The following is a 25,592-nucleotide window of genomic DNA, read 5'->3' as shown; positions in this document are numbered from 1 at the left end:
AAGTTCTTTGGGATTATTTGTTGAGTAAAATCGCGGCTTCTTTAGCAAAATAGGTCGAAATGATGTCTGCTCCGGCGCGTTTGATCGACGTCAATTGCTCGATCATCACCTTGTCGTGGTCGATCCAGCCTTTCTCGGCCGCGGCTTTCACCATCGCATATTCGCCCGAAACGTTGTAAACCGCAACCGGAACGTGGACCGCATTGCGAACTTCGCGCACGATGTCGAGATACGCGATTCCGGGTTTTACCATGACGATGTCCGCGCCTTCTTCTACGTCCTGAAGCGCTTCTTTTATGGCTTCGGTGCGATTGCAGAAATCCATTTGATACGTCTTTTTGTCTCCAAAACCTGGAGCCGAATCGAGTGCGTCGCGAAACGGTCCGTAATGAGCCGAAGCGTATTTGGCCGCGTAACTCATTATGCCAACGTTGTGGAAATTGTTTTCTTCGAGACCTTTGCGAATCGCCGCGACGCGTCCGTCCATCATATCGCTTGGCGCTACGAAATCAGCTCCGGCTTCGGCGTGGGAAATGCTCATTTTTACCAAGGCTTCTACTGTTGCGTCGTTGAGGATTTGTCCGTTTTCGACGATTCCATCGTGTCCGTAAATTGAGTAAGGATCGAGCGCGACATCCGGCATCACGATCATATCGGGAACCGCGCCTTTTATTGCGCGAATCGCTTCCTGCATAAGTCCGTCCTTGTTCCAGGCTTCTTTTCCTGTGTTGTCTTTTAGATTGTCCGAAACTTTCACGTACAAATTTACGGCCTTGATTCCGAGTTGCCACAATTCCTGGACTTCTTTCACGGTCAAATCGAGCGAACGTCGAAAAATTCCGGGCATTGACGGGATTTCGATTTGCGTGTTCGTGCCTTCGCAGATGAACATCGGAAACATGAAATCATTCGTCGTCAAAATCGTCTCGCGAACTAAAGACCGAATGGAATCGTTGGTGCGAAGTCGTCTGTTTCTGTGAATCGGATACATATCTTATTGCTTTACTTTTTGGAATTTACTTTTGATTTGTTTGGTCCTTTCGACCAGAATTTCGGGAGCGTCGAATCGATATCCGACAAAAACCGTGGCATAAACCATCGAATCGCCAACGGTCACGCCGCTGTTGACTTGCCTGTCAGAATAACTTGCACGAAGGTTCGCCCCGAAAAACCAATTTTCGGAATTGTAACCCGGCGCAAGCAGCAAACTCGAGGTATAAAGCGCCGAGGTCGTCTCGTCGCCTTCGTCGTTGGTGAAATTGATTCCCGCGCCTATCGAGAGCCCGCCGACGAGATTGATGTGTTTTCCGATTACCCAATTGTAATGGTAAGCGGGCGTGAAAGCGATGTCGTAAAACTTGATTCCGCCTTCGATTCCGGGTTCGTTGTTGCCGTCGAGCGAAGAATAATGGTAATTCAGTCCGGCCGAAAAACTGCCCGCGCTTCGCAGTTGTTGCACGTTTTGCAACGCGATGGCGCGATAGGAGAATTTTCGGTTGAAGAAAAAATCAGTGCTTCCGCCAATTCGCGTCGACTCGAGATTTTTGTAATACAGTTTTACCGATGTGCCTTCGGGCTCCAAACTCATGCCTTTTTGGTTGTGGTATTCGAGGCGTTGCATCCATCGGCCAGGAAAGAATTCCAGTCCGAAAGAGGTCATTCTCGAACCTTTGTTGTCGCGGTTGTCGGCAAAAAACTTCGGCGCAAAACCGAAGCTGAACGCCACGATATCGTATTGAAAACCAACGTTCAAAGTCGTTTTGTTGTTTGGGACGATATTCACCTCAACATCTTCATTTTCAGACGAAATGACAAAATCGTTCGACTTGTTCAACACAAAAAGTTGCGTGGAAATCTTGTCCTCGAATTCCCGAAAATAAGGCGCGATCGAATCCTGTTGCGCAAAGCAAGGAGCCGAAAAAATCGCCACGATCGGGAACCAGCTTTTCATATCCAGTCTTTTGGATTTTGGAGAACATTCACGAGTTTTTCCTCTTGGCTTCCGGCATTTGGATGATGGTCGTAAACCCATTGCACGTGAGGCGGCAAACTCATCAGGATCGATTCGATGCGACCGTTGGTTTTGAGGCCGAAAAGCGTGCCTTTGTCGTGGACGAGATTGAACTCGACATAGCGTCCGCGGCGGATTTCCTGCCAATTCCGATGGTTTTCGTCATACGGCAAGTCCTTGCGCTTTTCAACAATCGGAACATAAGATTCAAGAAAACTGTTTCCAACGTCTGATACGAAATCAAACCAATCCTGCATCGAGCGGTTTTCGGTAGTTTTCAGATAGTCGAAAAACAGTCCGCCAATGCCGCGAGCCTCGTGTCTATGCGCGTTCCAGAAATAATCGTCGCACTGTTTCTTGTACTTCTGATAAAATTCGGGATCGTGTTTTTCACAGGCGTTTTTGCACGTTTGGTGAAAGTGGATCGCATCTTCGTCGAACAGATAATACGGCGTCAAATCCTGTCCGCCGCCAAACCACGAATCGATCACATTTCCATCGGAATCGTACATCTCAAAATAACGCCAATTCGCGTGAACGGTAGGAACCATCGGGCTTTTTGGATGCATCACGAGACTTAATCCGCAGGCGAAAAAATCGACTTCGCCCACGTTGAACATCTTTTGCATCGACTCCGGAAGTTTTCCGTGTACGGCCGAAATGTTCACACCGCCTTTTTCAAAAACCTGTCCGTTTTCAAGGATTCGCGTGCGTCCGCCGCCGCCTTCGGGACGTTTCCAATTGTCTTCCCGGAATTTGGCCACGCCGTCGATGTGCTCGAGTTTGGCCGTGATTTGATCCTGGAGATTTTGTATGTATCCGAAAAATTTGTCTTTCATGGCTTATAATCGTGTTTGAGCAGTCCGAAATATTTTATGTCTTCCAAAATGCCGTCGGCGCTTTTGAATTCCTGGCGCAAAATGCCTTCCTCGACGAATCCGTGTTTGGTCGCGATTCTTTGACTGCCAAGGTTCTCGAGTGATGTGCAGATGAAAATCTTGTTCATCCGAAGCTCTAAAAAACTGAATTTCATCACTTCGGAAACCGCTTTCGAAATCACGCCTTTTCCCTCGAAATCGCGATCGACAAAATACGCCAACTCGCATTTCATGATGTTTCGGTCGACATTTTTGATGCTGACGTAACCGATGAGTTTGCTCGTTTCAAGATTCCGGACGTAGAAATGATAACCGCCTCCGTTTTCTTCCTTGTCGATGTTTTCGCCCAAAAACTGTATCGTTTTGTCGAGGTCGAGACAATTGTAGAGCGTTTTGGGAAACGTTTTTCGAATGTGGTTGACGTTGCGTTCGATCAAAGCGAAAAATTCCTCGGGCAAAATGTTTTGCAACCTTTCGATTTTCCAGTTGTCGAACGTTAATTTCATGGCTATTTTTTGATGTAGATATTTTCGCGTCCGAAGCTGTACATGAGTTCGTTTTCGGGATGAACCGGGATGAACGAAAGTTTCTTGACAGTGGCGCTATCGGCTATTTTGATGCGGAAATATTGGTCGAAAACGCGATTGGATTTTGTATCCGACGTAATCGTGTGCAATATCTCGTCTTGTCCGTTTTTCACCAATTCGTACACGCCGACATATTTTTCTCCATCGGCCAAAAGCTCCAATTTGTTTTCGTCTTTGAACGTGTAAACTTTTCCGTTGGCGATCTTTTCCACCGAAAGTTTCTCGCCTTTGTTTCCGCCAAAGCGCTGTTCGGATTCTTTCCATTGCCCGATCAAGGCTTGTTCGCTGGAGTTGCATCCGACCAATAAAAGCAACGCGAAAAATAGGATTGCGGCTTTCATTTTATTGTCCGTATTCTTTCACGGCGTCGATGAACGCTTTGGCGTGATCTACCGGAATATGCGGCAAAATCCCATGTCCGAGATTTACGATATAGTTGTCTTTTCCGAATTCGTCGATCATTTGGTGCACCATTTTCTTGATTGTCGGAATTGGCGACATCAAACGCGACGGATCGAAATTTCCCTGCAAAGTGATTCTTCCACCAGACAGGTAACGAGCGTTTCTCGCCGAACAAGTCCAATCGACACCAAGTGCCGAAGCTTTCGATTTTGCCATGTCGTTCAACGCGAACCAACAGCCTTTCCCGAACACGATCACTTTTGTTTCCGAAGCCAAAGCCTCGACGATCTGGTTGATGTATTGCCACGAAAATTCCTGATAATCGACCGGTGAAAGCATTCCGCCCCACGAATCGAAAACTTGCACGGCGTTTACTCCGGACTTGACTTTTTGCTTGAGATAAGCGATCGTCGTATCGGTGATTTTTTGCAACAAGGCGTGAGCGGCTTCGGGTTGCGAGAAGCAGAAACCTTTGGCCGTGTCGAAACTTTTCGAGCCTTTTCCTTCGACCGCATAACAGAAAATCGTCCAAGGCGAGCCCGCGAATCCTATTAGCGGCACTTCGTCATTCAGCATTTCCTTGGTCAATTTGATCGCGTCGAAAACGTAACCCAAAGTTTCATTGACATCGGGAACGATCACTTGCTCGACATCTTTGGCAGAACGGATCGGATTCGGCAAAAATGGCCCGACGCTTTCCTTCATCAAAACCTCGATTCCCATGGCTTGCGGCACGACGAGAATGTCGCTGAACAAGATCGCGGCGTCAGGTTTCACGATTCTTATTGGTTGTACGGTGATTTCGGCGGCCAATTCCGGCGTCTGGCAACGCGTGAAGAAATCATATTTGTCGCGCAAGGCACGAAATTCGGGCAGGTAACGTCCGGCTTGACGCATCATCCAAACGGGCGGGCGTTGTACGGGTTCGTTGTTCAGGGCTTTTAGGAAAAGGTCGTTTTTGATCATAATAGAAGGTCAACCTGCAAGGTTTTCAAAACCTTGTAGGTTTGTAAATTAGTCTGTAAATTCTTTATACTCGTTGTTTTGTTGATGGACAAATTTGAAGTTATCTAGATTTTCAAATAACGCCAATCCGCCATTTATGTTGACTACATCGGACTTCAGTCTCAAGTATTCTGTATATGAGGCAAATAAAAAGTCACTAATCTCTATTCCCAAATGATTTGTAGGATTTCGATGAATGTAGACAATTAAATTTCTTAAATAATCTTCCGATGTAAGCTCTAATCGTTTGAAATGTTTTTCAAAAAGCGATCCCGAACGATTTGTGTATTTATTAAACGCTTTGGCATAAGCGTTAAAAAAATTCGAGAGCGCTTGCGTAACACGATCTGATTCGTCAATAATTTTTACCGCAAAATGAAAGTGAGTATTCATAAGACAGTATGCAAATACTTCACATTTGTATGAAAGATACTTCTTGAAAAGTTTTAAAAAATAGCTCTTGTTCTCATCATTAGCGAAGATATCCGTCCGGTTGATTCCTCGGTTAAATAAGTGGTAATACTTGTCTTTCTGTAAAACTTCTAAATTCATTTTACGGCTTCTTATCTAAACCCACAAGGTTTTGGAAACCTTGCAGGTTCGCGTAATAGTTAACACACTTCGCGATTGTACTTTCTATTGTGGGTTGATTTGCTATAATTGTAGTAACTGGATTCGAACCAGTGACCCTTTGTATTTCCGCAGCCGTCGTCTGTCCGATACAAAAACAGACCTGATTCGCAAGTTCGTGTTTCGACACAAAACTTTTCACGGCGCTAGGACTGAAAAACAGGATCCCGTTGATTTCAGACTTGATCTCGACCGGCGTCAATTCGGTTTCGTAGACTTCGATCTCGTTCATTTCGACATCGGCTTCCATTAGCGCCATCGGCAATTCGTTCCTGCGGATATTTCCCGAAAAGAACGTAAAACTTTCGGTCGGATATTCTTTGACGATGAGGTTTGCGAGTTCTTGCGCGTTGTCTGCCGATTCCTGAACCGTGAAACCCAATTCATCAAGCAAATCGGCGGTTTTCGAGCCCACGCAAAATACGGGATTTCGGCGAATGTCCTGAATTTCGGGATGCGCAGCCAACGCTTTCGCGGAATTCTGGCTCGTCACGATCAGGTTTTGGTTAATTTCCGTCAAGCGGAACGGCAACTCGGTCACGCGGATGAAATCGGCTTCGACCAATGAAAATTTGGCGTTGAGCAAAAACTGTTTCTGGTTCGATTTCAGTTTTTTGGTGGACAATATTCGTATCGAAGGACTCATTTTTTCATTTCCGATTTGATTCTTGCCATCAAATCTTCGCCTCCGTTCTTGAGGATCGTTTGCGCACAATCGCGTCCGAAAGTCTGGTAATGCGTCGTTTCGGATGTTTTCTCGATCGCGAGTTTTTCCTGTCCGTTCAAAGACAAAAGCGCGCCTTCGAAACGGATTTCGTTTTCGAAAATCTCAGCGAAAGCTCCAATTGGCGCGGTGCATCCGCCTTCGAGCGTTCTCAGGAAATCGCGTTCGATGTGCGTGCAGATTTCGGTTTCAAAATGGTTCAATTTCCCAACGGCTTCGCGGCAAAAATCGTCATTTGCCATTGCGACGATAACCATCGCGCCTTGAGCCGGAGCGGGCAACATCCAATCCAAATCGATGTGATTGTCTGGCTTGACGCCTATTCTGTCCAAACCTGCCGAGGCGAAAATCGCTCCGTTCCAGTCGTTATCGGCCAATTTCTGCAAACGCGTATTGACGTTCCCACGCAAATCGACGACCTGATGATGCGGATATCTGTGCAACCATTGTGCCTGGCGACGCAAACTTCCCGATGCGATCGTGGCGATTTCAGTATAAAAATCCTGATTTCCTTTGTAAACGAGAATGTCTTTTTCAGAAGCGCGCTCCAAAACCGCAGCTTGCACAATCCCGATCGGAAGCGCCGTCGGAACGTCTTTCATCGAGTGAACGGCAATGTCGACCTGCCCGTTTATCATCGCCATGTCTAGCGTTTTGGTGAAAATTCCCGTGATTCCGAGTTCGTATAAAGGTTTGTCGAGAATCAAATCGCCCGTAGCTTTTACCGCGACGATTTCTGTTTCAACACCTAGATCGTTGAGTTTTTTTTCGACCGTATGGGCTTGCCAAAGAGCGAGTTGGCTGTCGCGCGTGCCGATCCTAATGACTTTGTTCATTTTACCGAAGTTTCGATCTTGAAGACTTTTTCGATCCATTCGATGCTTTCGTCCATCGGCGTATTGGTGTCTTTCAAGTGGTTGGCAAAATGTGTCGTGATCTTCTGGATGATGCGGTTCGAGATGATTTCGGCTTGGTGTTCGTTGAATCCGGCGATTTTCCTGCTTTGGAAATCGAGCTCGGAATTCTTGATCTCGTTGAGTTTTTCCTTGAGCGCATTGATTGTCGGGGCGAACTTTCGCTCGTGCGTCCAAGCGGTGAATTCTGCACGGATTTCCTCGATGATCAATTCGGCCGCGGGAATGTGTTTCTTGCGGTTTTCCAAAGTGTCGTCGGTGATTTGCGACAAATGATCCATGTGAATCAACGTGACTTCGGGCAAATCCTGGACGTCGTCTGAAACGTTTTTCGGAATCGACAAATCGAGAATCAAAAGTGGTTTTTTCAGATTCAGAACCGCTTTGTCGATCGTTGGCCTTTGTGCGCCGGTCGCCACTACCAAAATGTCGGCTTTTTGCAATTCCAAATGCAATTCGGAGTAATCTTTTACTATCAAATGCAGTTTGGACGCGAGTTTTTCGGCTTTGTCCTTCGTGCGGTTGATCAGCGTGATATGTTCGTTTTTGGTATGTTTTACGAGATTTTCGCAGGTATTTCTTCCGATTTTTCCTGTTCCGAAAAGCAAAATGTTCTTGTTTTTGATATCAGACACATTTCGCATCATATATTGAACCGACGCAAAAGAAACCGAAGTCGCTCCCGACGAAATCTCGGTCTCGTTCTTGATTCGTTTACTGGCCTGAATCACGGCGTTGGTCAATCTTTCTAGGAAAGCGTTTGTGAGATTGTGCTTTCGCGCGTGAGAAAATCCTGTCTTGAGTTGGCTGATGATTTCGAAATCGCCCAAAATCTGGGAATCCAAACCTGTCCCGACGCGAAACATGTGGTTGATCGCCTCGGCATTTTTGTGTACGTAAGCCACGCGCTGGAATTCATCGACGCTGCCTTGGCTGTTGTCGACCAGTAATTTGATAAGCTGATAGGGATGTTCGGCAAAACCGTAAATCTCGGTACGGTTGCAGGTCGAAGCGACAATCATTCCCGTGACGCCTTCCATGGCTGCTTGGCTCAAGAGTTTGTCCTTCGAACTTTCGTCGAGGCTGAATTTTCCCCTGATCTCGGCATCGGCTTTTTTGTAGCTCAATCCTACGACATAGAAAGTCTGATGCTTCGACGAGTTAGTTGTATGCATGTTTGTCCTCAAAATCTGCAACAAAAGTATTTCAGTGATTCTGATAAAAATAACGCTCAAAGGACTATTTGTGTCGCTGTACGAGATTTTGGGTACAAAAGGTTCGTCCAACGTTATTTTGTGCTAAATTTGCAGCGTTGACGGGCTTTCGGAACGTTCTTATATAGAATCATTCTAAATAAATAACTGCCGATTTCCTAAAATTCTCACATCAAAAAATATCGCTATGGGTTCACAGGAAGTCATTAAGATAGAGGACGATTTTTACCTGATTCGTTTCCAGAACGATGCATCGGAAACATATCGCGCGGAACGTCAGGTTTCCCAAGGTTTGATCCAGTTCCACTACGGATTGAAAGGAAAAGCCAAGTTCATTTTCAACCAAGGCACTTATGCGCTTGATTTGAGGGAAGAAAAGTCGTTGCTGCTTTACAATCCGCAAAAGGAATTGCCGCTGAATCTCGAATTGGCGCCGAATTCCTGGGTAATTTCTGTCGTTATTTCGATCAAGAAATTTCACGCTTTGTTTTCTTCGGAAGCCGAACATATCCCGTTTTTGTCGGCCGGAAACCAAGACAAGAAATACTACAACGAAGCCGATATTTCGCCTTCGATGGCAATCGTGTTGAACCAATTGTTCCATTTCAACCTGCATCCGTCGATCAAGAATCTTTATTACCGAGGAAAAGCGTACGAACTTTTGAGTTTGTATTTCAACCGAACCGAAGATCCGGATGCCGAACAGTGTCCGTTTTTGATCGATGAGGAAAACGTGTTGAAAATCAGGAAAGCGAAAGATATTATCATCGCGAATATGGCCGAACCACCCGGATTGCAAGAGCTCGCAGACCAAATCGGACTCAATCTCAAGAAACTGAAAACGGGTTTCAAACAGATTTACGGAGATTCGGTTTACGCTTTTTTGTTCGATTACAAAATGGAATTCGCGCGAAAGTTGCTCGAGGATGGCACGCACAACGTGAACGAGGCCGGACTCAAAATCGGATATTCTACCGCGAGCCATTTCATTTCGGCTTTCCGCAAGAAATTCGGGACGACTCCGAAGAAATATTTGATGTCGATCAATGTTTCGGCGTGATTGGTCATTAACCTGCAAGGTTTCCAAAACCTTGTAGGTTTAAAATTCAACGTTCAAAATAGTAAGTAAACAAGACTCCAAGGTTTTGAAAATCTTGAAGGTTATAAAACAAATAATTAAATAAGACCTACAAGGTTTTGGAAACCTTGCAGGTCGAGATCCCGAAATATGAAAGGAGTTCTTCTCGTAAACCTCGGCTCGCCCGAATCCCCGACACCAAAAGACGTAAAACCGTATCTCGACGAATTCTTGATGGACAAATACGTGATCGACGTGCCCTTTTTGCTGCGTGCACTTTTGGTTCGCGGCATCATTTTGCGCAAACGTCCCGAAGCTTCGGCTCACGCGTATTCGCAAATTTGGACAGAAGACGGATCACCGCTTATCGTGATCTCGAAAAAATTCCACGAAAAGGTGAAGACCAAGACCGAACTTCCCGTTGCGCTTTCGATGCGTTACGGAAAACCGAATATCGAATCGGGCCTGCAGAAATTGGCAGATCAAGGCGTGACCGACGTTTTGTTGTTTCCGCTTTATCCGCAATATGCGATGGCTTCGACCAAGACGATCGAGGTTTTGGCCGAGGAAATCCGCAAGAAGAAATTCCCGGCGATGACGATTACCGAAGTTCCGGCGTTCTACAATCGTCCGGATTACATCAAAAATCTGTCTGACCTCATCAAGAAAAATCTCGAAAATTTCGAATACGACCATTTGTTGTTTTCGTATCACGGAATTCCCGAAAGACACATCCGCAAAACCGATATCACCAAATCGCATTGCAAGATCGATTCGAAGTGTTGCGTCACGCCTTCGCCTGCGCACAAATTCTGTTACCGCCACCAATGTTATGAAACGACGCGTTTGGTTGTCGAACAACTTGGAATTCCGGCAGATAAATATTCGCTTACGTTCCAATCGCGTTTGGCCGGAGACAAATGGCTCGAGCCTTACACCGATGTCGAAATCAACAAAATGCCGAACGCCGGAATCAAGAAGTTGGCAGTCGTCACGCCTGCATTCGTAGCCGATTGTCTCGAAACCTTGGAGGAAATCGCCATGCGCGCCAACGAGGATTTCAAGACGCACGGAGGCGAGGATTTCCTGGCGATTCCATGTTTGAACGACGGTGAGGAATGGTCGCAAACGGCCGCGAACTGGATAAACGACTGGTCAAAATCGGATAAAATTTTCGCCTGATGCAAGAAACCGCCGAAGATTTCGGGACGGGCGATTTGAAAAAATTGCTGATGCGACAAGCGGTTCCGGCTTCTGTGGGCATTTTGTTTTTGACGGTGAACATGCTCGCCGACACGATTCTCGTCGGGCGTTGGGTCGGATCGATCGCGATTGCCGCATTGACTGTCGTGACGCCGATCATTTTTTTGATGGCTTCCATCGGATTTGCGGTCGGCGCTGGCGGAAGCTCTGTTCTCTCACGGGCTTTGGGCGCGAAAAATCACGGGAAAGCAGAAAAAACGGTCGCTCACCAAATGCTTCTCACGACAATACTGACTTTGATTTTGATGTTCGCCGGCTACTTTTATGCCGATTGGATGCTGAAATTATTCGGAGCACAAGGTGAAATCCTGAAACCCGCGAAAGAATTTTTCTATCCACTTTTGTTCGCCGGTCCGCTTCAGGCTTTGAGCGCGATGGGAAATTCGGTGATGCGTGCCGAAGATCGGGCGCGTTACGCGATGGTTGGAATGATCGCGCCGTCGGTGATGAATCTGGTTTTCGACGTGCTTTTCATCAAGGTTATGGACATGGGCGTTTTCGGAGCCGCACTCGCCACTTCGCTTTCGTTCGCCGCCGGATTCATTTATCTGGTTTGGTATTTTGTCAAAAAGAGTAAAATCAGACTCAACTTTTCGCATTTCGTCCCTGATTTCAAACTTGCCGGAGAAATCGGCGGATTAAGTTTTACTCCATTGGCGCGACAAAGCGTGATCAGTGTTCTGTCGATTTTACTCAACCATCAATTGTTCTCGTTTGGAGGCGACACTTCGGTTGCGGTTTATGGGATCATCAGTCGGATGTTGATGTTCGCGCTTTTTCCGGTGAACGGCATTACCGAAGGTTTCCAGCCGATCGCTGGTTATAATTTCGGCGCCAAAAAGTTCGATCGCGTGCAGAAAATCGTCAAGATTTCATTGGTTTCGGCTTCGACATTGGCCGTGGTGATCTATGTTTTGATCTTGATCTTTGCCGAGGAAATCGTATCGGTTTTCATCGATGATCCGAAAGTCTTGAAACAAACTCCGAATGCTTTGCGCTGGGTTTTTGCCGCTTCGCCCGTGATTGCGATCCAGCTGATTGGTTCGGCTTACTTCCAATCGTCTGGAAAAGCCATCAAATCTTTGCTTCTGACGCTTACCAAACAAGGATTTTTCCTGATTCCGCTTATCCTGATTTTGCCCGATTATTTTGGTATTTTTGGAATATGGGTCGCGTTTCCCATCGCCGATGTCTTATCGGTTCTGGTCACCGGAAGTTTCCTTTTCGCGTCCCTGAAAAAATTGCCCGATGGAAAGTTATAACTACCTCAAATCGCTTCACTTAATCTTCGTGATCACTTGGTTCGCGGGACTTTTCTACATTGTGAGATTGTTCGTTTACCAGATTGAGGCCGCGTCGAAACCATCGCCCGAGAAAGAAATCCTGCAAAAACAGTACAAAATCATGACGTATCGGCTTTGGTATATCATCACTTGGCCGTCTTGCGTTCTGGCGATCCTGTTCGCGATTTCGCTTTTGTATTTGATGCCCGAATGGTTGAACCAACCTTGGATGCACGTCAAATTGGGATTCGTTTTCCTACTGATTCTGTACCAACTGAAATGTCAGCAAATCTTTGGTCAGCTGCAAAGAGACGAGGTGAACTATTCGTCGAATTTCATGCGCTTGTGGAACGAGGGCGCGACGATCATCTTGTTCGCTGTCGTGTTTTTGGTGATTCTCAAAAATGCTTTCAACTGGATTTACGGCGTTGTCGGAATCATGGCTTTTTCGATTCTGATCATGCTCGGATTCCGCTTTTACAAACGCATCCGACACAAAAACAACTCGTAAATGGCCGGACTTTTCAGCATATCGCTCCGAATCAGGATTTTTCTTTCGATGATCGTTTTGATCGTCGTCGCATCGGTTTTGCTGGCCACGATTTCTATTATCCAATTCAAGAACGAGGCCAAGGAATACCATCAGGAAAGACTTGTCAACAAGGAAAATGCGATTACCGAACACATCAATTACGTGCTTTCGACGACGACTTATCCGCTTACGACAAAAAATCTGCCGTTGATTTTCAAAGATCGGATTCACGAACTCAGCGACATCCACAACCTTGAAATCAACATTTACGGACTTAGCGGGAAACTGCTCATTTCGTCCAAATCGTCTTTTTCGATTGATAGCGTTCCGCCTCCGGTTCCGCCTTTGGTGATGAAACTCGTGCAATCTTCGATCGAGAAACGCTACGTGAATATTACCAATATCGACGGCGTAAAAAACCGTTCTTCCTATTCGATCATCAAGGACGACAAGTTCAAGCCGCTTGGAATCCTGAACATTCCGTATGTGGAAGACGACAGTTATTACGAGAACGAACTCCGCAATTTCCTGATCCGGTTGAGCCAGGTTTACGGCTTTACGCTTGTGATAGGATTCGGGCTCGCCTATTTTCTCTCAACTTACATCACCCAAACGCTAAAGACGATTTCCGACCGAATCAACGAGACGAGTTTCCTGCAAAAAAACCAGCGCATCTACCTCAAGGCGAACAGCGCCGAAATCGATTCCCTGATAAAAGCTTACAATTCGATGGTCGACGATCTCGAGAAATCGGCGGTGAAATTGGCGCAATCCGAACGAGAGGAAGCGTGGCGCGAAATGGCCAAACAGGTTGCTCACGAGATCAAGAATCCGCTTACGCCTATGCGTTTGACCGTTCAGAGTTTCCAGCGCAAGTTCGATCCGAACGATCCTGATCTAAAGCAGAAACTCAACGATTACAGCCAGACTTTGATCCAGCAGATCGATACGATGAGCGCTGTCGCGTCGGCCTTTTCGAATTTTGCCTCGATGCCTGCGCAACAGAACGAAACGCTCAATGTGGTTCAGGTCGTCGAATTGGCTTTGGATATTTTCAACGAGGATTTTATCCGATTCGAATCTTCCGAAGACGAGATCATTTCGGTGGTCGACCGGACGCAACTCATCCGGATTATCACCAATCTCGTCAAAAATGCGATCCAGGCGATCCCGGAACACCGCGATCCCAAGCACGTTATGGTCAAGGTGGAGCGAGTTGGCCAAGACGTGGTGATTTCGGTAGAAGACAACGGTTTCGGAATCGAACCATACAACGCGCCCCACATTTTCGAGCCAAAATTCACCACGAAAACCAGCGGAATGGGACTCGGTTTGGGCATCATCAAAAACATCATCGAGAATTATAAGGGAAGTATTACTTTTGAGACCGAACCTGGAAAAGGCACGATTTTCAAGGTGCGACTTCCCATCACGGACTAAAATCCGAAAGAAGCAACAGCAACGATAATCCACATTACTTATGGCATTTGAAAACATATTGGTCGAGAAAAATGACCGCATCGCAACGGTAACGATCAACCGACCGACCAAATTGAACGCACTCAACAAAGCGACGATCAAGGAACTCAACGAAGCATTTACCGATTTGCAGCAAGACGGCGAAATTCGCGCAGTAATCCTAACGGGAAGCGGCGAAAAAGCGTTCGTAGCCGGAGCTGACATATCCGAATTTGCCGATTTCGACGACGAACAAGGCGCGGCATTGGCAGCGACCGGGCACGACATCTTGTTCAACTTCATCGAGAATTTCTCGAAACCCGTGATCGCGGCCGTAAACGGATTCGCGCTTGGAGGCGGACTCGAGTTGGCCATGGCCTGTCATTTCAGGATTGCATCCGACAACGCCAAAATGGGCTTGCCAGAAGTGACTTTAGGCGTGATTCCGGGCTACGGCGGAACGCAGCGTTTGCCGCAACTCGTCGGTAAAGGAAAGGCTATGGAGATGATTTTGTCGGCGGCGATGTTGACTGCCGAAGAAGCGAAAACTTGGGGATTGGTGAACCATGTCGTTCCTCAAGCCGAATTGCTAGGTTTGGCGAACGATCTGGCGCAGAAAATCGTCAAGAACGCACCAATCGCGATCGCAAAGGCAATCGAGTCGGTAAACGCCGGATTCGACAAGGATTCAGACGGATTCACAACCGAGATTCGCGCTTTCGGCTATTGTTTCGGAACCGAGGATTTCAAGGAAGGAACAACTGCCTTTTTGGAAAAACGCAAGCCTGAATTTTTGGGGAAATAAGTTCGGAAAGAATAAAATCGATATAGAAAAGTCCTGTCAAATGGGCTTTTTTTATGCGATCAGGCGACTCTTATTCCGCTCAATTCATCTGCCAATTTGTGCAGGCCGTTTGATATCTGGATCAATCGATCGTCAGACAATGGCGTGAGTTTTTTGGTGTATTGCCTAAACAAGCTTTGATTGATTCCGGCGTATTTTTCTGCAAAAGCCGATTTGTTGATGACCGAAAAATAATCAAAGAATTGTTCCAGATCGACTACGTAATTAATTTCAAAATCATCGATCGAAACTTTGTCGCCCTTTTCGTTCAGATACTCTATTTGATAGAACAACACCTCGTTGATGTTGCTTTTCAATTCGGAAATCGTATCTGCAGCCGTCGCGATTCCAGCCATTTCTTTGGCGTAAGCAGAAAATCCCGTCCCGGTTTTCTCTACGATTATTGTGATCTTTTTCTTTTCCACTTTTTTTCGATTTGCCGATTAGCAGTGATTCGAAAATAATCAATCCTGAATCGAACAATGACAAATATATAACAAAATTGTTATATAACAGATTTGTTATATGTTTTAAAAATTTTAGGATAATCAGCACGAATCTTACACTCGTTCTGTTTCCAGATCGCGCCAGAAGCCGTAATTTTATGGTGACAACGACAACATTATGGACATTACCTACCAACCCAATCTCGGCTTCACGATCAACGAAGCTACTCTCGCTTTTGGTATGAGTCGCGAAGCTATCCGCAAGACGCTCAAGATTTCTTATGAGGAAGACAATTCGACGTTTGACGCCAGTGAATTTTTCGAGGACGAGGACGGCAATTTCGATTTTAGCCTCAATCGCGACATTTATTCCGATTTGACGCAGGAAGGCGACTCGATTTTTATCACTTACGACAAAAATCAGGCTTTTACCGAATTGGAAATCCACGAGGGAATTGCAGTGGCGATCCAGGATTTCAGATTGTTCCAAGACCAACCGATCGCGGAAATCCTGGCTTGGTTCCACCACCAAAATTTTACACTGACTGAAGTCGAGCCCGGAAATTACGCGGTCACCGAACTCAAAATTTCGGTCGCAACGCACGAGGCCATGGGCGGAGACGGAGACGGATTGTCGTATTTCTACGCTTCAAAAGATATTTCGCACCTGATCGATTAGGCTATTTTTCACCTTCCCATTCGGCGTAGAACTGTAACAAAAAACTTTCCATGTAAGCGTGCCTTTCTTGGGCCAATCGCTTTCCGGTTTCGGTGTTCATCTTATCCTTGAGCAGCAGTAATTTCTCGTAAAAATGGTTGATCGTGGGCGATACCGAATGTTTGTATTCTTCCTTCGACATGCCAAGATTGGGCTTGATCTCGGGATCGTAAAGCGGACGATTTTTGAATCCGCCGTAGTTGAAACAACGTGCGATCCCAATGGCGCCAAGTGCGTCCAAACGGTCGGCATCCTGAACGACGTCGAGTTCTTTTGAAGAAAAAGTCTTTTGGAAATTTCCGCCTTTGAACGAAATGTTCTCGATGATATGGATCACGTGGGTAATCGTTTCCTCGTCGGCGTTCTGGCTTTCGAGAAACGATCTTGCGGTTTTGGGTCCGATGGATTCGTCACCGCCGTGGAATTTGCTGTCGGCGATGTCGTGCAACAAAGCTCCGAGTTGAACAACCAAAAGATCGCATTTTTCGGCTTCGGCTATATGCAATGCCGATTTCCAGACGCGCTCGATGTGAAACCAATCGTGTCCGCCTTCCGCGCCTTGCAATTGTTGTTTTACGTAAGCTACCGTGTTGGCAATCAGGCTTTCCATCAGAATCCCAAGCGAGCCGGTTCTACCCACTTGAAAATCTGTGATTCTGCCGGTATGACCAATCTTTCGGAAATCCTGGTCATACGCGCCGGAAGTTTCATCAGGAAATCGCGCGCCTTTTCGGCCTCATCGGTAAGATTTGTGATAGTTCCGATTTCCCAGCGATCAATCAGTTTCTGCAAAATGTCCACGTAATCTGCCGCTGTGTAGACGCCGATCCTTTGTGCAGAATCTGAGAAATGTTCAAATGCCGAACTTATTTTCTCTCCGGATTCACGCAAGAAATGAGCGGGCATCACGATCTTGATTTTCATCATGTGCTGGAAAGCCAACATCATTTCGCTCGGGTCGACCTTGAAGATACGATCGACGAAATCACTGTAAGCATGGTGGTGACGCATTTCGTCTCCGGCAATCATCTTACACATTTTGGAAAGGTCTTTCGCTCCGTACTTTTTGGCGATTTGGGAAACGCGATTGTGGGAAATATAGGTTGCCAATTCCTGAAAACTGGTGTAGACAAAGTTTTTGTAAGGGTCGCGGTCCGTGCCGATGTCGAATCCGTCGCTGATAAGATGTTGCGTCGTCATCTCGATCTCGCGCATGTTGACGCGTCCGGAAAGGTAAAGGTATTTGTTGAGAAGATCACCGTGACGATTCTCCTCAGAAGTCCATTGACGCACCCATTTCGACCAGCCGTTTCTCTCGACCTGACCAACACCGTCAACGTCCATGAGCCATGATTCGTAGGTAGGAAGCGCTTCCTCGGTAATCATGTCGCCGATCAGCACGACCCAAAAATCGTATGGTAATTCTTTTGCCAATTCGCGAAGTTCCTTGATTTTTTCGAAGAAATCATCGTTTCCGGGCTCGGGTAGAAAATCAGACGGCTGCCAGATGGTTTCCACCGGAATCAGATATTGACTGACTAAACTGTCGATATCTTTTTCGAGGAATTGCATGACTTCCAGACGTACGTTTTTCGTTGACATATTCGGTGGTATTTAATATTTGATGGCCGACGTGACGGCTTTTTCGGTGTATTCTATAATTTCCTCGAAGCCGTGGTTCGCTACGGAAATCGGTTCGTGTACCGTGAATTTCAGATGATTTCCAAGTCCTAGCGGAAAGTAACCGAACTTGGCCATTTTCCACGAATTGTTGATCGTAAGCGGCAAAACGTAAGCCGATGGTGTCGCTTTTACCAGTATTTTCAGGCCCGTTTGCGCGAATTCTTTTGGCGCTCCGTTCTTGCTTCTCGTGCCTTCGGGAAAAATTACGGCCGAACGCTTGAACTTTTCGATGTAATCGCCAAGACCTTTGATTGCCGGAAGCGACTGTCTGGCGTCTTTCCTGTCTATCAGAATCGATCCGCCGTGTCTTAGATTGAAGGACACACTTGGGATTCCTTTTCCTAGTTCTTTTTTGGATACGAACTTCGGATGGACCTTTCTCAAAAACCAGACTATGGAAATGATATCGTAAAGGCTTTGATGATTGGCGACGATGATCAGCGGAACATCGGTTGGGATTTTTTCGCGTCCGGTGACCGTGTATCGCGTTCCTATGATCCTCGTGCATCCGATAAGAAACCAATTAAGAACGTCCACACTTTTCTTGTGCGCATTGTATCCGATTTTCAGGCAAATCCATTGAATCGGATGAAAAACCAGCAGACAAAGTCCGAAAAAGAAATAGTAGACGACCGAAATTGGGTACGAAATAATTTTCTCCATGCCATTGGGTAAATCTCGGCAAAAGTAAGTAGAAAATATGGTTTTGTCAGTTGTTGCCGCAAGGTTTTGGGAAAACTTTTGGCAATACCTCCTTTTAACATTTTTTACAGAAAATCTGTAATGGAAAGTGGAAGTTGGCGCTTAATTTCACACTTCCGCGGAACACCAAAAAACAACCCGATATTTTCGCCATCCAATTCATTACAAGCCATTTAAACCATTGGGTTGTTTTTGCTTTTTTGTTGTGGAAAAGTAACGTTTGGGTTGTCAATCACAAAAACGAAAAAAGAGTACATTTACGAAATTTTACTAACGATTTTAGAGCCAGGAAAAATGAGTTCAGAGAAAGATGCCAAACTAAAAGCACTACAATTAACACTAGATAAATTAGATAAAACATACGGCAAGGGAACGGTCATGAAAATGGGCGACAAGGCCGTCGAGGAAGTCGAAGTCATTCCATCGGGATCGCTTGGAATCGACCTTGCGCTTGGTGTAAACGGCTACCCAAGAGGTCGTATCATAGAAATCTACGGGCCGGAATCTTCGGGCAAGACGACACTCACGTTGCACGCGATCGCTGAGGCGCAAAAAGCAGGTGGAATCGCAGCCTTCATCGATGCGGAACACGCTTTCGACAGAAGTTATGCCGAAAAACTCCACGTTGATATAGAAGAACTAATCATCTCTCAACCAGACAACGGAGAACAAGCTTTGGAGATCGCCGAAAACCTGATCCGTTCGGGAGCGATCGACATCGTCGTCATCGACTCGGTTGCCGCACTTACGCCAAAGAGCGAAATTGAAGGCGAGATGGGCGACTCCAAAATGGGATTGCACGCGCGTTTGATGTCGCAGGCTTTGAGAAAACTTACCGCCACGATCAGCAAGACGAACTGCACGGTGTTTTTCATCAACCAGTTGCGTGAGAAAATTGGTGTGATGTTCGGAAATCCCGAGACGACTACGGGTGGAAATGCCTTGAAGTTCTACGCTTCGGTTCGTTTGGACATTCGCCGCTCGTCGCAAATCAAGGACGGAGACAACGTGATAGGAAACCGCACCAAGGTGAAGGTCGTGAAAAACAAAGTCGCTCCACCGTTCAAATTCGCCGAATTCGACATCATGTATGGAGAAGGTGTTTCGAAAGTGGGTGAAATCCTCGATTTGGCTGTTGAATATGAAATCGTAAAAAAATCAGGATCTTGGTTCAGCTACGGCGATACCAAATTAGGACAAGGACGTGACGCCGTGAAAGTGATGATAAAAGACAATCCGGAACTCGCGGACGAGCTTGAAAACAAGATCAAAGTCAAGATCAAGGAACAAAGCAACTGATAAAAGAGCCCAATTCGGGCTTTTTTTATTTTTTTTACTTTTTTGACGCAACCTTTTTAAAACTGCTGCATCTGATGAAAAGATTAGAAAATTTGAGAATGAAAAAGCTGTTCTTTTTCTTATTGGCGATTACCGTCGCGTCTTGTAGTATATCCGATGAGCCAAAATCTCAGGCGTATATGGTGCAAGTAGAAGACGCAACTGTACCGGAAACCATGATTTTGGGACAAATGGCTACGATTCAGGTAAAATATCGCAGACCGACCGACTGTCACATCTTTAACGGATTTTACACGGAGTCTGACAATTTTACACAAACCATTTCGGTCAGATGTATCAAGTTCAACGAAAGCAACTGCATAGATGATTCAAGTGTCGTCTATGATGTGCCGCTCAATTTCATGCCTACCGTTGCCGGAACTTATCATTTCAAGTTCTGGACCGGCGAGGATTCGAACGGATTGCCCACTTTTCTTGAAATTGACTCTGTTGTAGAATAATGTTAAATCTGCCCGATTTTGAGTTTAGAACAGCTCATTAATGATTGCAGGAATAACGACAGGAAAGCGCAAGAGCAACTTTATACACTATTTAAGTCGAAGTTGTTTGCCGTTTGCCTCAAGTATTCCAGAAATTACGCCGAAGCGGAAGACAACTTCCAAGACGGGTTCGTGATCATTTTCAATAAGATCGGACAGTACAATTTTAAAGGTTCTTTTGAAGGTTGGATGAAACGCGTGATGGTAAACAACGTGCTGCAGCAATACAGAAACGTGACTTATCTGGACATGGCCAACAAAGACATAGCCGATGAAGAAGTCGATGTAGAGATCGACGATGACGATATTCCGCTTGATTTTCTAATGAGGATCATCCAGGAACTGCCCGACCGCTACAGACTGGTTTTCAACCTTTACGTAGTCGACGGATATCCACACAAGGAAATAGCTGAAATGCTAGGAATTACCGTGGGAACATCGAAATCGAACCTGGCGCGAGCGAGAATGATTTTGAAAGAGAAAGTTGATAATTACCATACACATAAATTACCCTCTGCGAAATGAGCGAGAGAAAAAACCTCGACCGCCTATTCCAGGAAAAATTCAAGGATTTCGAGGCGGAGCCATCGGAATTGGCGTGGAAGAACATAGAAGCGAGACTTGAGGAGAAAAAACGCCGAAGAGTCATCCCGATCTGGTTTCAATTGACCGGAGTGGCTGCTATTTTCCTGATCGGAACGCTGGTCGTTTGGAACTGGAATGCAAGTCCAGGCAAGAATTTGAATGGAAATCAAGTGGTTACGGCTCCTGAAAACGGAGGCGCGAACAATAATAAATCGGGAGACGGAAATTCGGTTTCTCCTGTCGGAAGCGAAACGTTCGGCGAGCCCGGAAATGCGGTAACCGATAATGGAAATTCAGGCGGAAAGGCTTCGGGAACGACTTCTTCGGACGGAATTTCTTCAGATGGAGCCAATACCGATGCGAGTGCGTCAGACAAAAATCCATCGGAAACAAAATCAGCGAAACGTTCCAAAACAACACGTTCAACCGACTTTGCGATTCCAGACAACGCCGTCACGGAAACCAACGCGAAAACGGTCAAAAACAGAGCGAATGTCAAGTTGAAAAACAGCGCTCAAGACGGGAATACTTCGGGCAGCAATGCTTCTGGGATACGTCAGGAGAATTCGGGAATCGCTTTGTATCCGGAGAAAAACGCCAAAGGCAAAAAGAGAAATTCGGTCGGAAAAAACAAGATCGGCACTTCGGGAAGTGGTCTGAATCCGTCGGAATCGGAGAACATCAGATACGCGTCGGCGGGCGAAAAATCGGCGAAAGCCAAAAACGGAAAATCAAAATCGGCCAATGCTGAAAATTCGGAACAAATTGCCCAAAACGATTCAAAATCCAATAAATCCGACAAGTACAAAAACAACGTAAATATTATTGATAACGAGAAAATTGCTGTAAACGAGAACAACCAATCGGGACAAACCGAGCAACACAACCAAGAGGTAACTGCGAAAACAACGACTTCGACCCAAGCTATCGCCGCGAAAATCGACGATATCAAAAAGGATTCCACCGCTCTTGCTATGGCGGCTAAACCCAATGCACTGGAAGAATTGCTAAACATTGAAAAAGAAAAAAGCAAGTCAGTTACCCAAAACGAACCGAAAATGAATAGGTGGCAAGTCTCACCAAGGGTTGCCCCTATTTATTCGAGTTCAAATTCGAACGGTTCCCCGATTGATTCCCGTTTCGCCGGCAACGAGAAAGATTTCAAGACGCAAATTTCATACGGATTGGGCGTCGGTTATGCACTCAATAAAAGGCTCACGGTTAGAACCGGCGTGAATTCACTCGCTTTCGAATACAATACAAATAATGTCGTGGCCTCGCAATCTACAGTTGGAAGACAGCAATTGCAACACGTGAAACCTACCGTTCAAGGCGCGTTTTTGAGAATCCAGAACAAGAACGAAAGCGCTCCGATCGAGTTTACAAACAGCGGATTGGTCATGAAGGAATTCAGCAGCAGTTTGAGCCAAAAGACAGGTTATCTCGAAGTGCCGCTTGAATTGAGTTACAAATTGCTCGACAAGCGTTTCGGAATCGACGTGATTGGAGGTTTCAGTACTTTATTTTTGAACCAGAACGAGGTTGCGTTGGTTTCAGACGGCAATCAAATGCAGGTTGGCCAGGCGAACAACCTCAACGATATGAGTTTCAGTACGAACATCGGGATTGGAATGCGATACAACATTTTGAAATCGCTACAGTTCAATTTTGAGCCGATGTTCAAATACCAGTTGAACACTTACACGGAATCAGGGAATTTCAAGCCGTATTTTTTCGGTTTGTACACAGGACTGAACTACCGTTTTTGATATTAGTTAGTTGGTTACAATTAAGTTTCGTGTTGTTTCTTTCGGGAAATAACTTCAAAAGAGCGTCTTGGCCGAGATGCTCTTTTTTATTTTGATCGCACCCGAAGCAACTCGTGATAAATCACCTGGCGCGTTTTGTCGCGAAGTTCTTTTATGTCAGATTTGTTGTCGTCCGAAAGTCCAGTAGTAGGAATTTCGTGGTGAAGCGTCGCGCGCATCCTACCCGGACTTCCGCTGAAAAACGCGAACGAAAAACGCTTTTTGTTATCGTGGAAAGTGATCGGAAAAATGGGAATTTGGTGTTCGATCGCCAGCCGGAAAGCGCCGTCCTTGAACGCGTCAAGCAATACGGTTTCGTCATCGGAAACGCCGCCTTCGGGAAAAATACAGATGCTCAAACCTTGTTCCAGTCTCTTTTGTGCGCGTTCGAAAACTTCTTTTCGGCTTTTCGGACTTGTCCTGTCGACCAAAATGCAGGTTCTTTTGTATACGAATCCGAAGACGGGAATTTTTGCAAGTTCCTTTTTTCCGACAAAAACAAACGGATTGCGAACTACGGCCAACATCAGCATAATATCTGTCATGGATGTGTGATTGGCCACGAACATGTAGCTTTTCCCTGGTTCGGGTTCGTCCTCGCGGTTCACCTTGTACCAGAATCCCATTCCGAAAAGGATGAATTTGCCCCAAATGCGAGCCATCACGAAGAAATATGGATACCATTTTTCCTTGCTGATCGCCACCAGTAAAAACGGCGAAAGTGCAATAATCGGAATGGCCATCAGGAAATAAAACCAGACGCGCCACAAAATCCAGAAAGCGTATTTGAAGATTTTCATATTTCCAAAAATAGTCAAACGCGGTTACATTTGGCAAAAGGCGTAAATTTGCGCAAAATCACACGAAATGGCCAAAATTCTTACAGGAGTACAAAGCACCGGAACTCCGCATTTGGGCAACCTTTTGGGCGCGATTCTTCCGGCGATCGAATTGTCCAACAAACCTGAAAACGAGTCTTTTTTGTTTATTGCCGATCTGCATTCGGCCACGCAAATCAAAGACGGGGAAACCTTGAGAAACAATACTTACAGCACGGCCGCGGCTTGGCTTGCCTGCGGACTGAACATCGAGAAAGTGATTTTCTACAGACAAAGCGATGTTCCGCAAACCGCCGAGTTGTCTTGGTATTTGAGTTGTTTTTTCCCGTTTCAGCGTCTCACTTTGGCGCATTCGTTCAAGGATAAATCCGATAGATTGTCTGACGTGAATGCCGGACTTTTCACATATCCGATGTTGATGGCTGCGGACATTTTGCTTTATGACGCCGAATTCGTTCCCGTCGGAAAAGACCAATTGCAACACATCGAGATCACTCGCGACGTCGCTTCACGCTTCAACAGCCAAATGGGTGAGACTTTCGTGTTGCCCGAGCCATTCACGCACGAAGACACCAAGTTGGTTCCGGGCACGAACGGCGGGAAAATGAGCAAATCGGCCAACAACATCATCAATATTTTCCTTGACGACAAAGCCTTGCGCAAACAAGTCATGTCGATCGAAACCGACAGCACGCCTTTGGAAGCCCCCAAAAATCCCGAAACCTGCAAGATTTTCGCGATTTACCAGTTGATGGCTTCCGAAGCTCAAATCGCCGGATTGCGCGAGAAATACAAAAATCCGAATGGCGATTTCGGTTACGGCCACGCCAAGCAAATCCTGTTCGAACTGATCGTCGAAAAGTTTCAGGACATTCGCGAGAAATACAACCGCTATATTAATGATCGCGCGGAAGTCGACAGATTGCTCAAGATCGGTTCGGAACGCGCCTCTGTGATTGCCAATGGTGTTCTGACACGTGTGCGCCACAAACTCGGGTACGAATAATCACACAGCTTCAAAAAGCTTTCCGGGCAACGGTTTTATCACGCCTTTGAGTTCCATCGTAAGCAACATCGATGACAATCTCGAAATCGGGATGCTGTTTTCGATCGCGATCGTGTCGAGCAATTCGCGTCTGTCGCACAAATAGTCGTAAATGCGTTTTTCTTCGTCCGACAAGGAAACGAACAGCTGCTTTTGAACGGGTTTTGGCTTCGGCTGCAAATCCCAATTCATGATATAGACCAAATCTGCCGCGCTCGTCATTAGATGGGCGCGCTGCGTTTTGATAAGTTGGTTGCAACCTTGGCTGACGGAATCTGTCGTGCGACCCGGAACGGCAAAAACCTCGCGGTTGTAGTCGTTGGCGAGATTTGCCGTGATCAATGATCCGCCTTTTTCGGCCGATTCTACAATGATCGTGGCTTCGGACATTCCGGCGACGATGCGGTTTCTCTTGACAAAATTCTCCGGAGCAGGAAACGCATCCGACCAAAATTCTGACAAAAAACCGCCATTTTCATTTATAGGTTTGAGAAACTTTTTGTGGGCTTTCGGATACGTCTGATTGAGCCCATTGCCCAAAACCGCGATTGTCTGCAAACCGTTCTCGATTGCCGCCTGATGCGCGATGATGTCGATTCCGTAGGCGAATCCGCTTACGATTATCGGATTCAGAGGCGAGAGTTCAGACAGCAATCTGTGCGTGAAATCATTGCCGTAAGCCGTGGCTTTGCGCGTTCCGACAATGCTGATGATCTTCCTGTTTTTGAGGTCGATGTTTCCCGTCGAGAAAAGCAGTAACGGCGCATCGTAACAATGTTTGAGGCGATCCGGATAATCGTCTTCGAGAAACGTCGTTACCTTGATATTCGATTTTTGGATAAAATCGGCTTCGGCTTTAGCTTTCTCGAAAATCGACTTATCTTTGAAGCCCGCAAGCAACTTTGGACTCAGGCCGATTTCTCTGAATTTTTTGGCATCGGCACAAAAGATTTCTTCGACCGAATTGAAGTTGGAAAACAGTTTTTTGGCGATAACGTCGCCCACGCCTTCTACTCTTTGCAAGGCTAAAATGGATACTAATTCTTCGTGGCGCATAGTAAATGATTGAAGCTGAAATGTATAAATTTTCGGTTGGATTGTTAAT

28 protein-coding genes are annotated in these 25,592 nt (G+C 46.0%); 12 read left to right on the top strand and 16 right to left on the bottom strand.

From position 1 onward, the window contains the following. Positions 1–13: 13 nt before the first annotated feature. Genes hemB through hemA form a run of 10 tightly spaced genes read right to left on the bottom strand, consistent with a single transcriptional unit; the run spans position 14 to position 8,326 of the window. Positions 14–991, bottom strand: a complete 978-nt coding sequence (gene hemB / locus EOO49_RS08385; RefSeq protein ID WP_290844592.1) for a porphobilinogen synthase — start codon at positions 989–991, stop codon at positions 14–16. A gap of 3 nt (positions 992–994) precedes the next feature. Further along, entirely contained in the window at positions 995–1,951 is a 957-nt protein-coding gene (locus EOO49_RS08380; RefSeq protein WP_290844590.1) for a DUF4421 family protein, read from the bottom strand. Beyond that, entirely contained in the window at positions 1,948–2,850 is a 903-nt protein-coding gene (gene hemF, locus EOO49_RS08375; RefSeq protein ID WP_290844588.1) for an oxygen-dependent coproporphyrinogen oxidase, read from the bottom strand. Before hemF ends, EOO49_RS08380 begins: the two co-directional genes overlap by 4 nt. After that, positions 2,847–3,395 (bottom strand): GNAT family N-acetyltransferase, encoded by a 549-nt coding sequence (locus tag EOO49_RS08370; RefSeq protein WP_290844586.1) that lies wholly within the window; start codon positions 3,393–3,395, stop codon positions 2,847–2,849. Before EOO49_RS08370 ends, hemF begins: the two co-directional genes overlap by 4 nt. A 2-nt stretch (positions 3,396–3,397) precedes the next feature. Continuing rightward, positions 3,398–3,817, bottom strand: coding sequence for a hypothetical protein (locus tag EOO49_RS08365; RefSeq protein ID WP_290844584.1), 420 nt, complete (start codon positions 3,815–3,817; stop codon positions 3,398–3,400). A 1-nt stretch (position 3,818) separates the two neighbouring features. Then, positions 3,819–4,844: a uroporphyrinogen decarboxylase gene (gene hemE, locus EOO49_RS08360; protein WP_290844582.1), complete on the bottom strand. Its 1,026-nt coding sequence runs from the start codon at positions 4,842–4,844 to the stop codon at positions 3,819–3,821. A gap of 48 nt (positions 4,845–4,892) precedes the next feature. Then, positions 4,893–5,435 carry a transposase gene (locus tag EOO49_RS08355; protein ID WP_290844581.1) on the bottom strand — a complete coding sequence of 181 codons (543 nt, stop codon included), beginning with the start codon at positions 5,433–5,435 and terminating at the stop codon, positions 4,893–4,895. Between the two features lies 1 nt (position 5,436). Next, positions 5,437–6,159, bottom strand: a complete 723-nt coding sequence (locus EOO49_RS08350; RefSeq protein WP_290844579.1) for a uroporphyrinogen-III synthase — start codon at positions 6,157–6,159, stop codon at positions 5,437–5,439. Continuing rightward, entirely contained in the window at positions 6,156–7,073 is a 918-nt protein-coding gene (hemC, locus tag EOO49_RS08345) for a hydroxymethylbilane synthase (protein ID WP_290844577.1), read from the bottom strand. Before hemC ends, EOO49_RS08350 begins: the two co-directional genes overlap by 4 nt. Beyond that, positions 7,070–8,326, bottom strand: coding sequence for a glutamyl-tRNA reductase (gene hemA, locus EOO49_RS08340; protein WP_290844575.1), 1,257 nt, complete (start codon positions 8,324–8,326; stop codon positions 7,070–7,072). The genes hemC and hemA overlap by 4 nt, the downstream gene beginning before the upstream one ends. Positions 8,327–8,552: 226 nt before the next feature. Between hemA and EOO49_RS08335 the strand changes: the two genes are divergently transcribed. From EOO49_RS08335 to EOO49_RS08310, 6 genes are all read left to right on the top strand, one after another. Continuing rightward, positions 8,553–9,425, top strand: coding sequence for an AraC family transcriptional regulator (locus EOO49_RS08335; protein ID WP_290844573.1), 873 nt, complete (start codon positions 8,553–8,555; stop codon positions 9,423–9,425). Between the two features lie 168 nt (positions 9,426–9,593). Beyond that, positions 9,594–10,625 carry a ferrochelatase gene (hemH, locus tag EOO49_RS08330; protein WP_290844571.1) on the top strand — a complete coding sequence of 344 codons (1,032 nt, stop codon included), beginning with the start codon at positions 9,594–9,596 and terminating at the stop codon, positions 10,623–10,625. After that, positions 10,625–11,968 (top strand): MATE family efflux transporter, encoded by a 1,344-nt coding sequence (locus EOO49_RS08325; protein WP_290844570.1) that lies wholly within the window; start codon positions 10,625–10,627, stop codon positions 11,966–11,968. The genes hemH and EOO49_RS08325 overlap by 1 nt, the downstream gene beginning before the upstream one ends. Then, entirely contained in the window at positions 11,955–12,500 is a 546-nt protein-coding gene (locus EOO49_RS08320) for a CopD family protein (protein WP_290844568.1), read from the top strand. The genes EOO49_RS08325 and EOO49_RS08320 overlap by 14 nt, the downstream gene beginning before the upstream one ends. Positions 12,501–12,548: 48 nt before the next feature. After that, positions 12,549–13,961 (top strand): ATP-binding protein, encoded by a 1,413-nt coding sequence (locus EOO49_RS08315; RefSeq protein ID WP_290844619.1) that lies wholly within the window; start codon positions 12,549–12,551, stop codon positions 13,959–13,961. Between the two features lie 40 nt (positions 13,962–14,001). Beyond that, positions 14,002–14,784, top strand: a complete 783-nt coding sequence (locus EOO49_RS08310) for an enoyl-CoA hydratase-related protein (RefSeq protein WP_290844566.1) — start codon at positions 14,002–14,004, stop codon at positions 14,782–14,784. A gap of 59 nt (positions 14,785–14,843) precedes the next feature. Here the strand turns inward: EOO49_RS08310 and EOO49_RS08305 are convergent, their stop codons facing one another. Further along, positions 14,844–15,248: a hypothetical protein gene (locus EOO49_RS08305; protein WP_290844564.1), complete on the bottom strand. Its 405-nt coding sequence runs from the start codon at positions 15,246–15,248 to the stop codon at positions 14,844–14,846. A 199-nt stretch (positions 15,249–15,447) separates the two neighbouring features. Between EOO49_RS08305 and EOO49_RS08300 the strand changes: the two genes are divergently transcribed. Then, positions 15,448–15,948, top strand: a complete 501-nt coding sequence (locus EOO49_RS08300) for a hypothetical protein (RefSeq protein ID WP_290844562.1) — start codon at positions 15,448–15,450, stop codon at positions 15,946–15,948. Between the two features lies 1 nt (position 15,949). On the opposite strand, the gene EOO49_RS08295 is transcribed toward EOO49_RS08300, so the two are convergent. From EOO49_RS08295 to EOO49_RS08285, 3 genes are read right to left on the bottom strand one after another with little or no spacing between them, the layout of a single operon-like run. Beyond that, the gene (locus EOO49_RS08295) at positions 15,950–16,597 is read right to left on the bottom strand and encodes an HD domain-containing protein (protein WP_290844617.1); all 648 of its coding nucleotides are present in this window, start codon (positions 16,595–16,597) and stop codon (positions 15,950–15,952) included. Beyond that, on the bottom strand, positions 16,597–17,589 hold the full coding sequence (locus EOO49_RS08290) for an acyl-ACP desaturase (protein WP_290844560.1): 993 nt from the start codon (positions 17,587–17,589) through the stop codon (positions 16,597–16,599). The genes EOO49_RS08295 and EOO49_RS08290 overlap by 1 nt, the downstream gene beginning before the upstream one ends. A 12-nt stretch (positions 17,590–17,601) precedes the next feature. Beyond that, the gene (locus EOO49_RS08285) at positions 17,602–18,333 is read right to left on the bottom strand and encodes a 1-acyl-sn-glycerol-3-phosphate acyltransferase (protein WP_290844558.1); all 732 of its coding nucleotides are present in this window, start codon (positions 18,331–18,333) and stop codon (positions 17,602–17,604) included. A 333-nt stretch (positions 18,334–18,666) separates the two neighbouring features. On the opposite strand from EOO49_RS08285, the gene recA reads away from it, so the two are divergent. The 4 genes from recA (at position 18,667) to EOO49_RS08265 (ending at position 22,564) form a co-directional block, all read left to right on the top strand. Then, positions 18,667–19,671, top strand: coding sequence for a recombinase RecA (gene recA / locus EOO49_RS08280; protein WP_290844556.1), 1,005 nt, complete (start codon positions 18,667–18,669; stop codon positions 19,669–19,671). Positions 19,672–19,745: 74 nt separating this feature from the next. Beyond that, positions 19,746–20,171, top strand: coding sequence for a hypothetical protein (locus EOO49_RS08275; protein WP_290844555.1), 426 nt, complete (start codon positions 19,746–19,748; stop codon positions 20,169–20,171). Positions 20,172–20,189: 18 nt separating this feature from the next. Next, positions 20,190–20,735, top strand: a complete 546-nt coding sequence (locus EOO49_RS08270; protein WP_290844553.1) for a sigma-70 family RNA polymerase sigma factor — start codon at positions 20,190–20,192, stop codon at positions 20,733–20,735. Beyond that, a complete protein-coding gene (locus EOO49_RS08265; protein ID WP_290844550.1) occupies positions 20,732–22,564 on the top strand; it encodes a hypothetical protein in 1,833 nt (610 codons plus the stop codon). Before EOO49_RS08270 ends, EOO49_RS08265 begins: the two co-directional genes overlap by 4 nt. Before the next feature lie 86 nt (positions 22,565–22,650). Here the strand turns inward: EOO49_RS08265 and EOO49_RS08260 are convergent, their stop codons facing one another. Next, positions 22,651–23,403 carry a 1-acyl-sn-glycerol-3-phosphate acyltransferase gene (locus EOO49_RS08260; protein ID WP_290844548.1) on the bottom strand — a complete coding sequence of 251 codons (753 nt, stop codon included), beginning with the start codon at positions 23,401–23,403 and terminating at the stop codon, positions 22,651–22,653. 67 nt (positions 23,404–23,470) lie between these two features. Here EOO49_RS08260 and trpS point away from each other — a divergent pair, with 67 nt between their 5' ends. Continuing rightward, entirely contained in the window at positions 23,471–24,448 is a 978-nt protein-coding gene (trpS, locus tag EOO49_RS08255; protein WP_290844546.1) for a tryptophan--tRNA ligase, read from the top strand. Here the strand turns inward: trpS and dprA are convergent, their stop codons facing one another. Next, on the bottom strand, positions 24,449–25,543 hold the full coding sequence (gene dprA / locus EOO49_RS08250) for a DNA-processing protein DprA (RefSeq protein WP_290844544.1): 1,095 nt from the start codon (positions 25,541–25,543) through the stop codon (positions 24,449–24,451). Between the last annotated feature and the right edge of the window lie 49 nt (positions 25,544–25,592).

Origin of the sequence: Flavobacterium sp., assembly GCF_004295795.1 — a bacterium.
Lineage (GTDB): Bacteria > Bacteroidota > Bacteroidia > Flavobacteriales > Flavobacteriaceae > Flavobacterium.
Note: the sequence above shows the minus strand (reverse complement) of the source record. Positions and strands in the feature narration are given on the sequence as shown.

What these genes read in the sequence shown, in the direction of transcription:
- hemB (WP_290844592.1), bottom strand. Translation starts at nt 991, where the DNA reads ATGTATCCGATTCACAGAAACAGACGACTTCGCACCAACGATTCCATT.
- EOO49_RS08380 (WP_290844590.1), bottom strand. Translation starts at nt 1,951, where the DNA reads ATGAAAAGCTGGTTCCCGATCGTGGCGATTTTTTCGGCTCCTTGCTTT.
- hemF (WP_290844588.1), bottom strand. Translation starts at nt 2,850, where the DNA reads ATGAAAGACAAATTTTTCGGATACATACAAAATCTCCAGGATCAAATC.
- EOO49_RS08370 (WP_290844586.1), bottom strand. Translation starts at nt 3,395, where the DNA reads ATGAAATTAACGTTCGACAACTGGAAAATCGAAAGGTTGCAAAACATT.
- EOO49_RS08365 (WP_290844584.1), bottom strand. Translation starts at nt 3,817, where the DNA reads ATGAAAGCCGCAATCCTATTTTTCGCGTTGCTTTTATTGGTCGGATGC.
- hemE (WP_290844582.1), bottom strand. Translation starts at nt 4,844, where the DNA reads ATGATCAAAAACGACCTTTTCCTAAAAGCCCTGAACAACGAACCCGTA.
- EOO49_RS08355 (WP_290844581.1), bottom strand. Translation starts at nt 5,435, where the DNA reads ATGAATTTAGAAGTTTTACAGAAAGACAAGTATTACCACTTATTTAAC.
- EOO49_RS08350 (WP_290844579.1), bottom strand. Translation starts at nt 6,159, where the DNA reads ATGAGTCCTTCGATACGAATATTGTCCACCAAAAAACTGAAATCGAAC.
- hemC (WP_290844577.1), bottom strand. Translation starts at nt 7,073, where the DNA reads ATGAACAAAGTCATTAGGATCGGCACGCGCGACAGCCAACTCGCTCTT.
- hemA (WP_290844575.1), bottom strand. Translation starts at nt 8,326, where the DNA reads ATGCATACAACTAACTCGTCGAAGCATCAGACTTTCTATGTCGTAGGA.
- EOO49_RS08335 (WP_290844573.1), top strand. Translation starts at nt 8,553, where the DNA reads ATGGGTTCACAGGAAGTCATTAAGATAGAGGACGATTTTTACCTGATT.
- hemH (WP_290844571.1), top strand. Translation starts at nt 9,594, where the DNA reads ATGAAAGGAGTTCTTCTCGTAAACCTCGGCTCGCCCGAATCCCCGACA.
- EOO49_RS08325 (WP_290844570.1), top strand. Translation starts at nt 10,625, where the DNA reads ATGCAAGAAACCGCCGAAGATTTCGGGACGGGCGATTTGAAAAAATTG.
- EOO49_RS08320 (WP_290844568.1), top strand. Translation starts at nt 11,955, where the DNA reads ATGGAAAGTTATAACTACCTCAAATCGCTTCACTTAATCTTCGTGATC.
- EOO49_RS08315 (WP_290844619.1), top strand. Translation starts at nt 12,549, where the DNA reads ATGATCGTTTTGATCGTCGTCGCATCGGTTTTGCTGGCCACGATTTCT.
- EOO49_RS08310 (WP_290844566.1), top strand. Translation starts at nt 14,002, where the DNA reads ATGGCATTTGAAAACATATTGGTCGAGAAAAATGACCGCATCGCAACG.
- EOO49_RS08300 (WP_290844562.1), top strand. Translation starts at nt 15,448, where the DNA reads ATGGACATTACCTACCAACCCAATCTCGGCTTCACGATCAACGAAGCT.
- EOO49_RS08295 (WP_290844617.1), bottom strand. Translation starts at nt 16,597, where the DNA reads ATGGAAAGCCTGATTGCCAACACGGTAGCTTACGTAAAACAACAATTG.
- EOO49_RS08290 (WP_290844560.1), bottom strand. Translation starts at nt 17,589, where the DNA reads ATGTCAACGAAAAACGTACGTCTGGAAGTCATGCAATTCCTCGAAAAA.
- EOO49_RS08285 (WP_290844558.1), bottom strand. Translation starts at nt 18,333, where the DNA reads ATGGAGAAAATTATTTCGTACCCAATTTCGGTCGTCTACTATTTCTTT.
- recA (WP_290844556.1), top strand. Translation starts at nt 18,667, where the DNA reads ATGAGTTCAGAGAAAGATGCCAAACTAAAAGCACTACAATTAACACTA.
- EOO49_RS08275 (WP_290844555.1), top strand. Translation starts at nt 19,746, where the DNA reads ATGAAAAGATTAGAAAATTTGAGAATGAAAAAGCTGTTCTTTTTCTTA.
- EOO49_RS08265 (WP_290844550.1), top strand. Translation starts at nt 20,732, where the DNA reads ATGAGCGAGAGAAAAAACCTCGACCGCCTATTCCAGGAAAAATTCAAG.
- EOO49_RS08260 (WP_290844548.1), bottom strand. Translation starts at nt 23,403, where the DNA reads ATGAAAATCTTCAAATACGCTTTCTGGATTTTGTGGCGCGTCTGGTTT.
- trpS (WP_290844546.1), top strand. Translation starts at nt 23,471, where the DNA reads ATGGCCAAAATTCTTACAGGAGTACAAAGCACCGGAACTCCGCATTTG.
- dprA (WP_290844544.1), bottom strand. Translation starts at nt 25,543, where the DNA reads ATGCGCCACGAAGAATTAGTATCCATTTTAGCCTTGCAAAGAGTAGAA.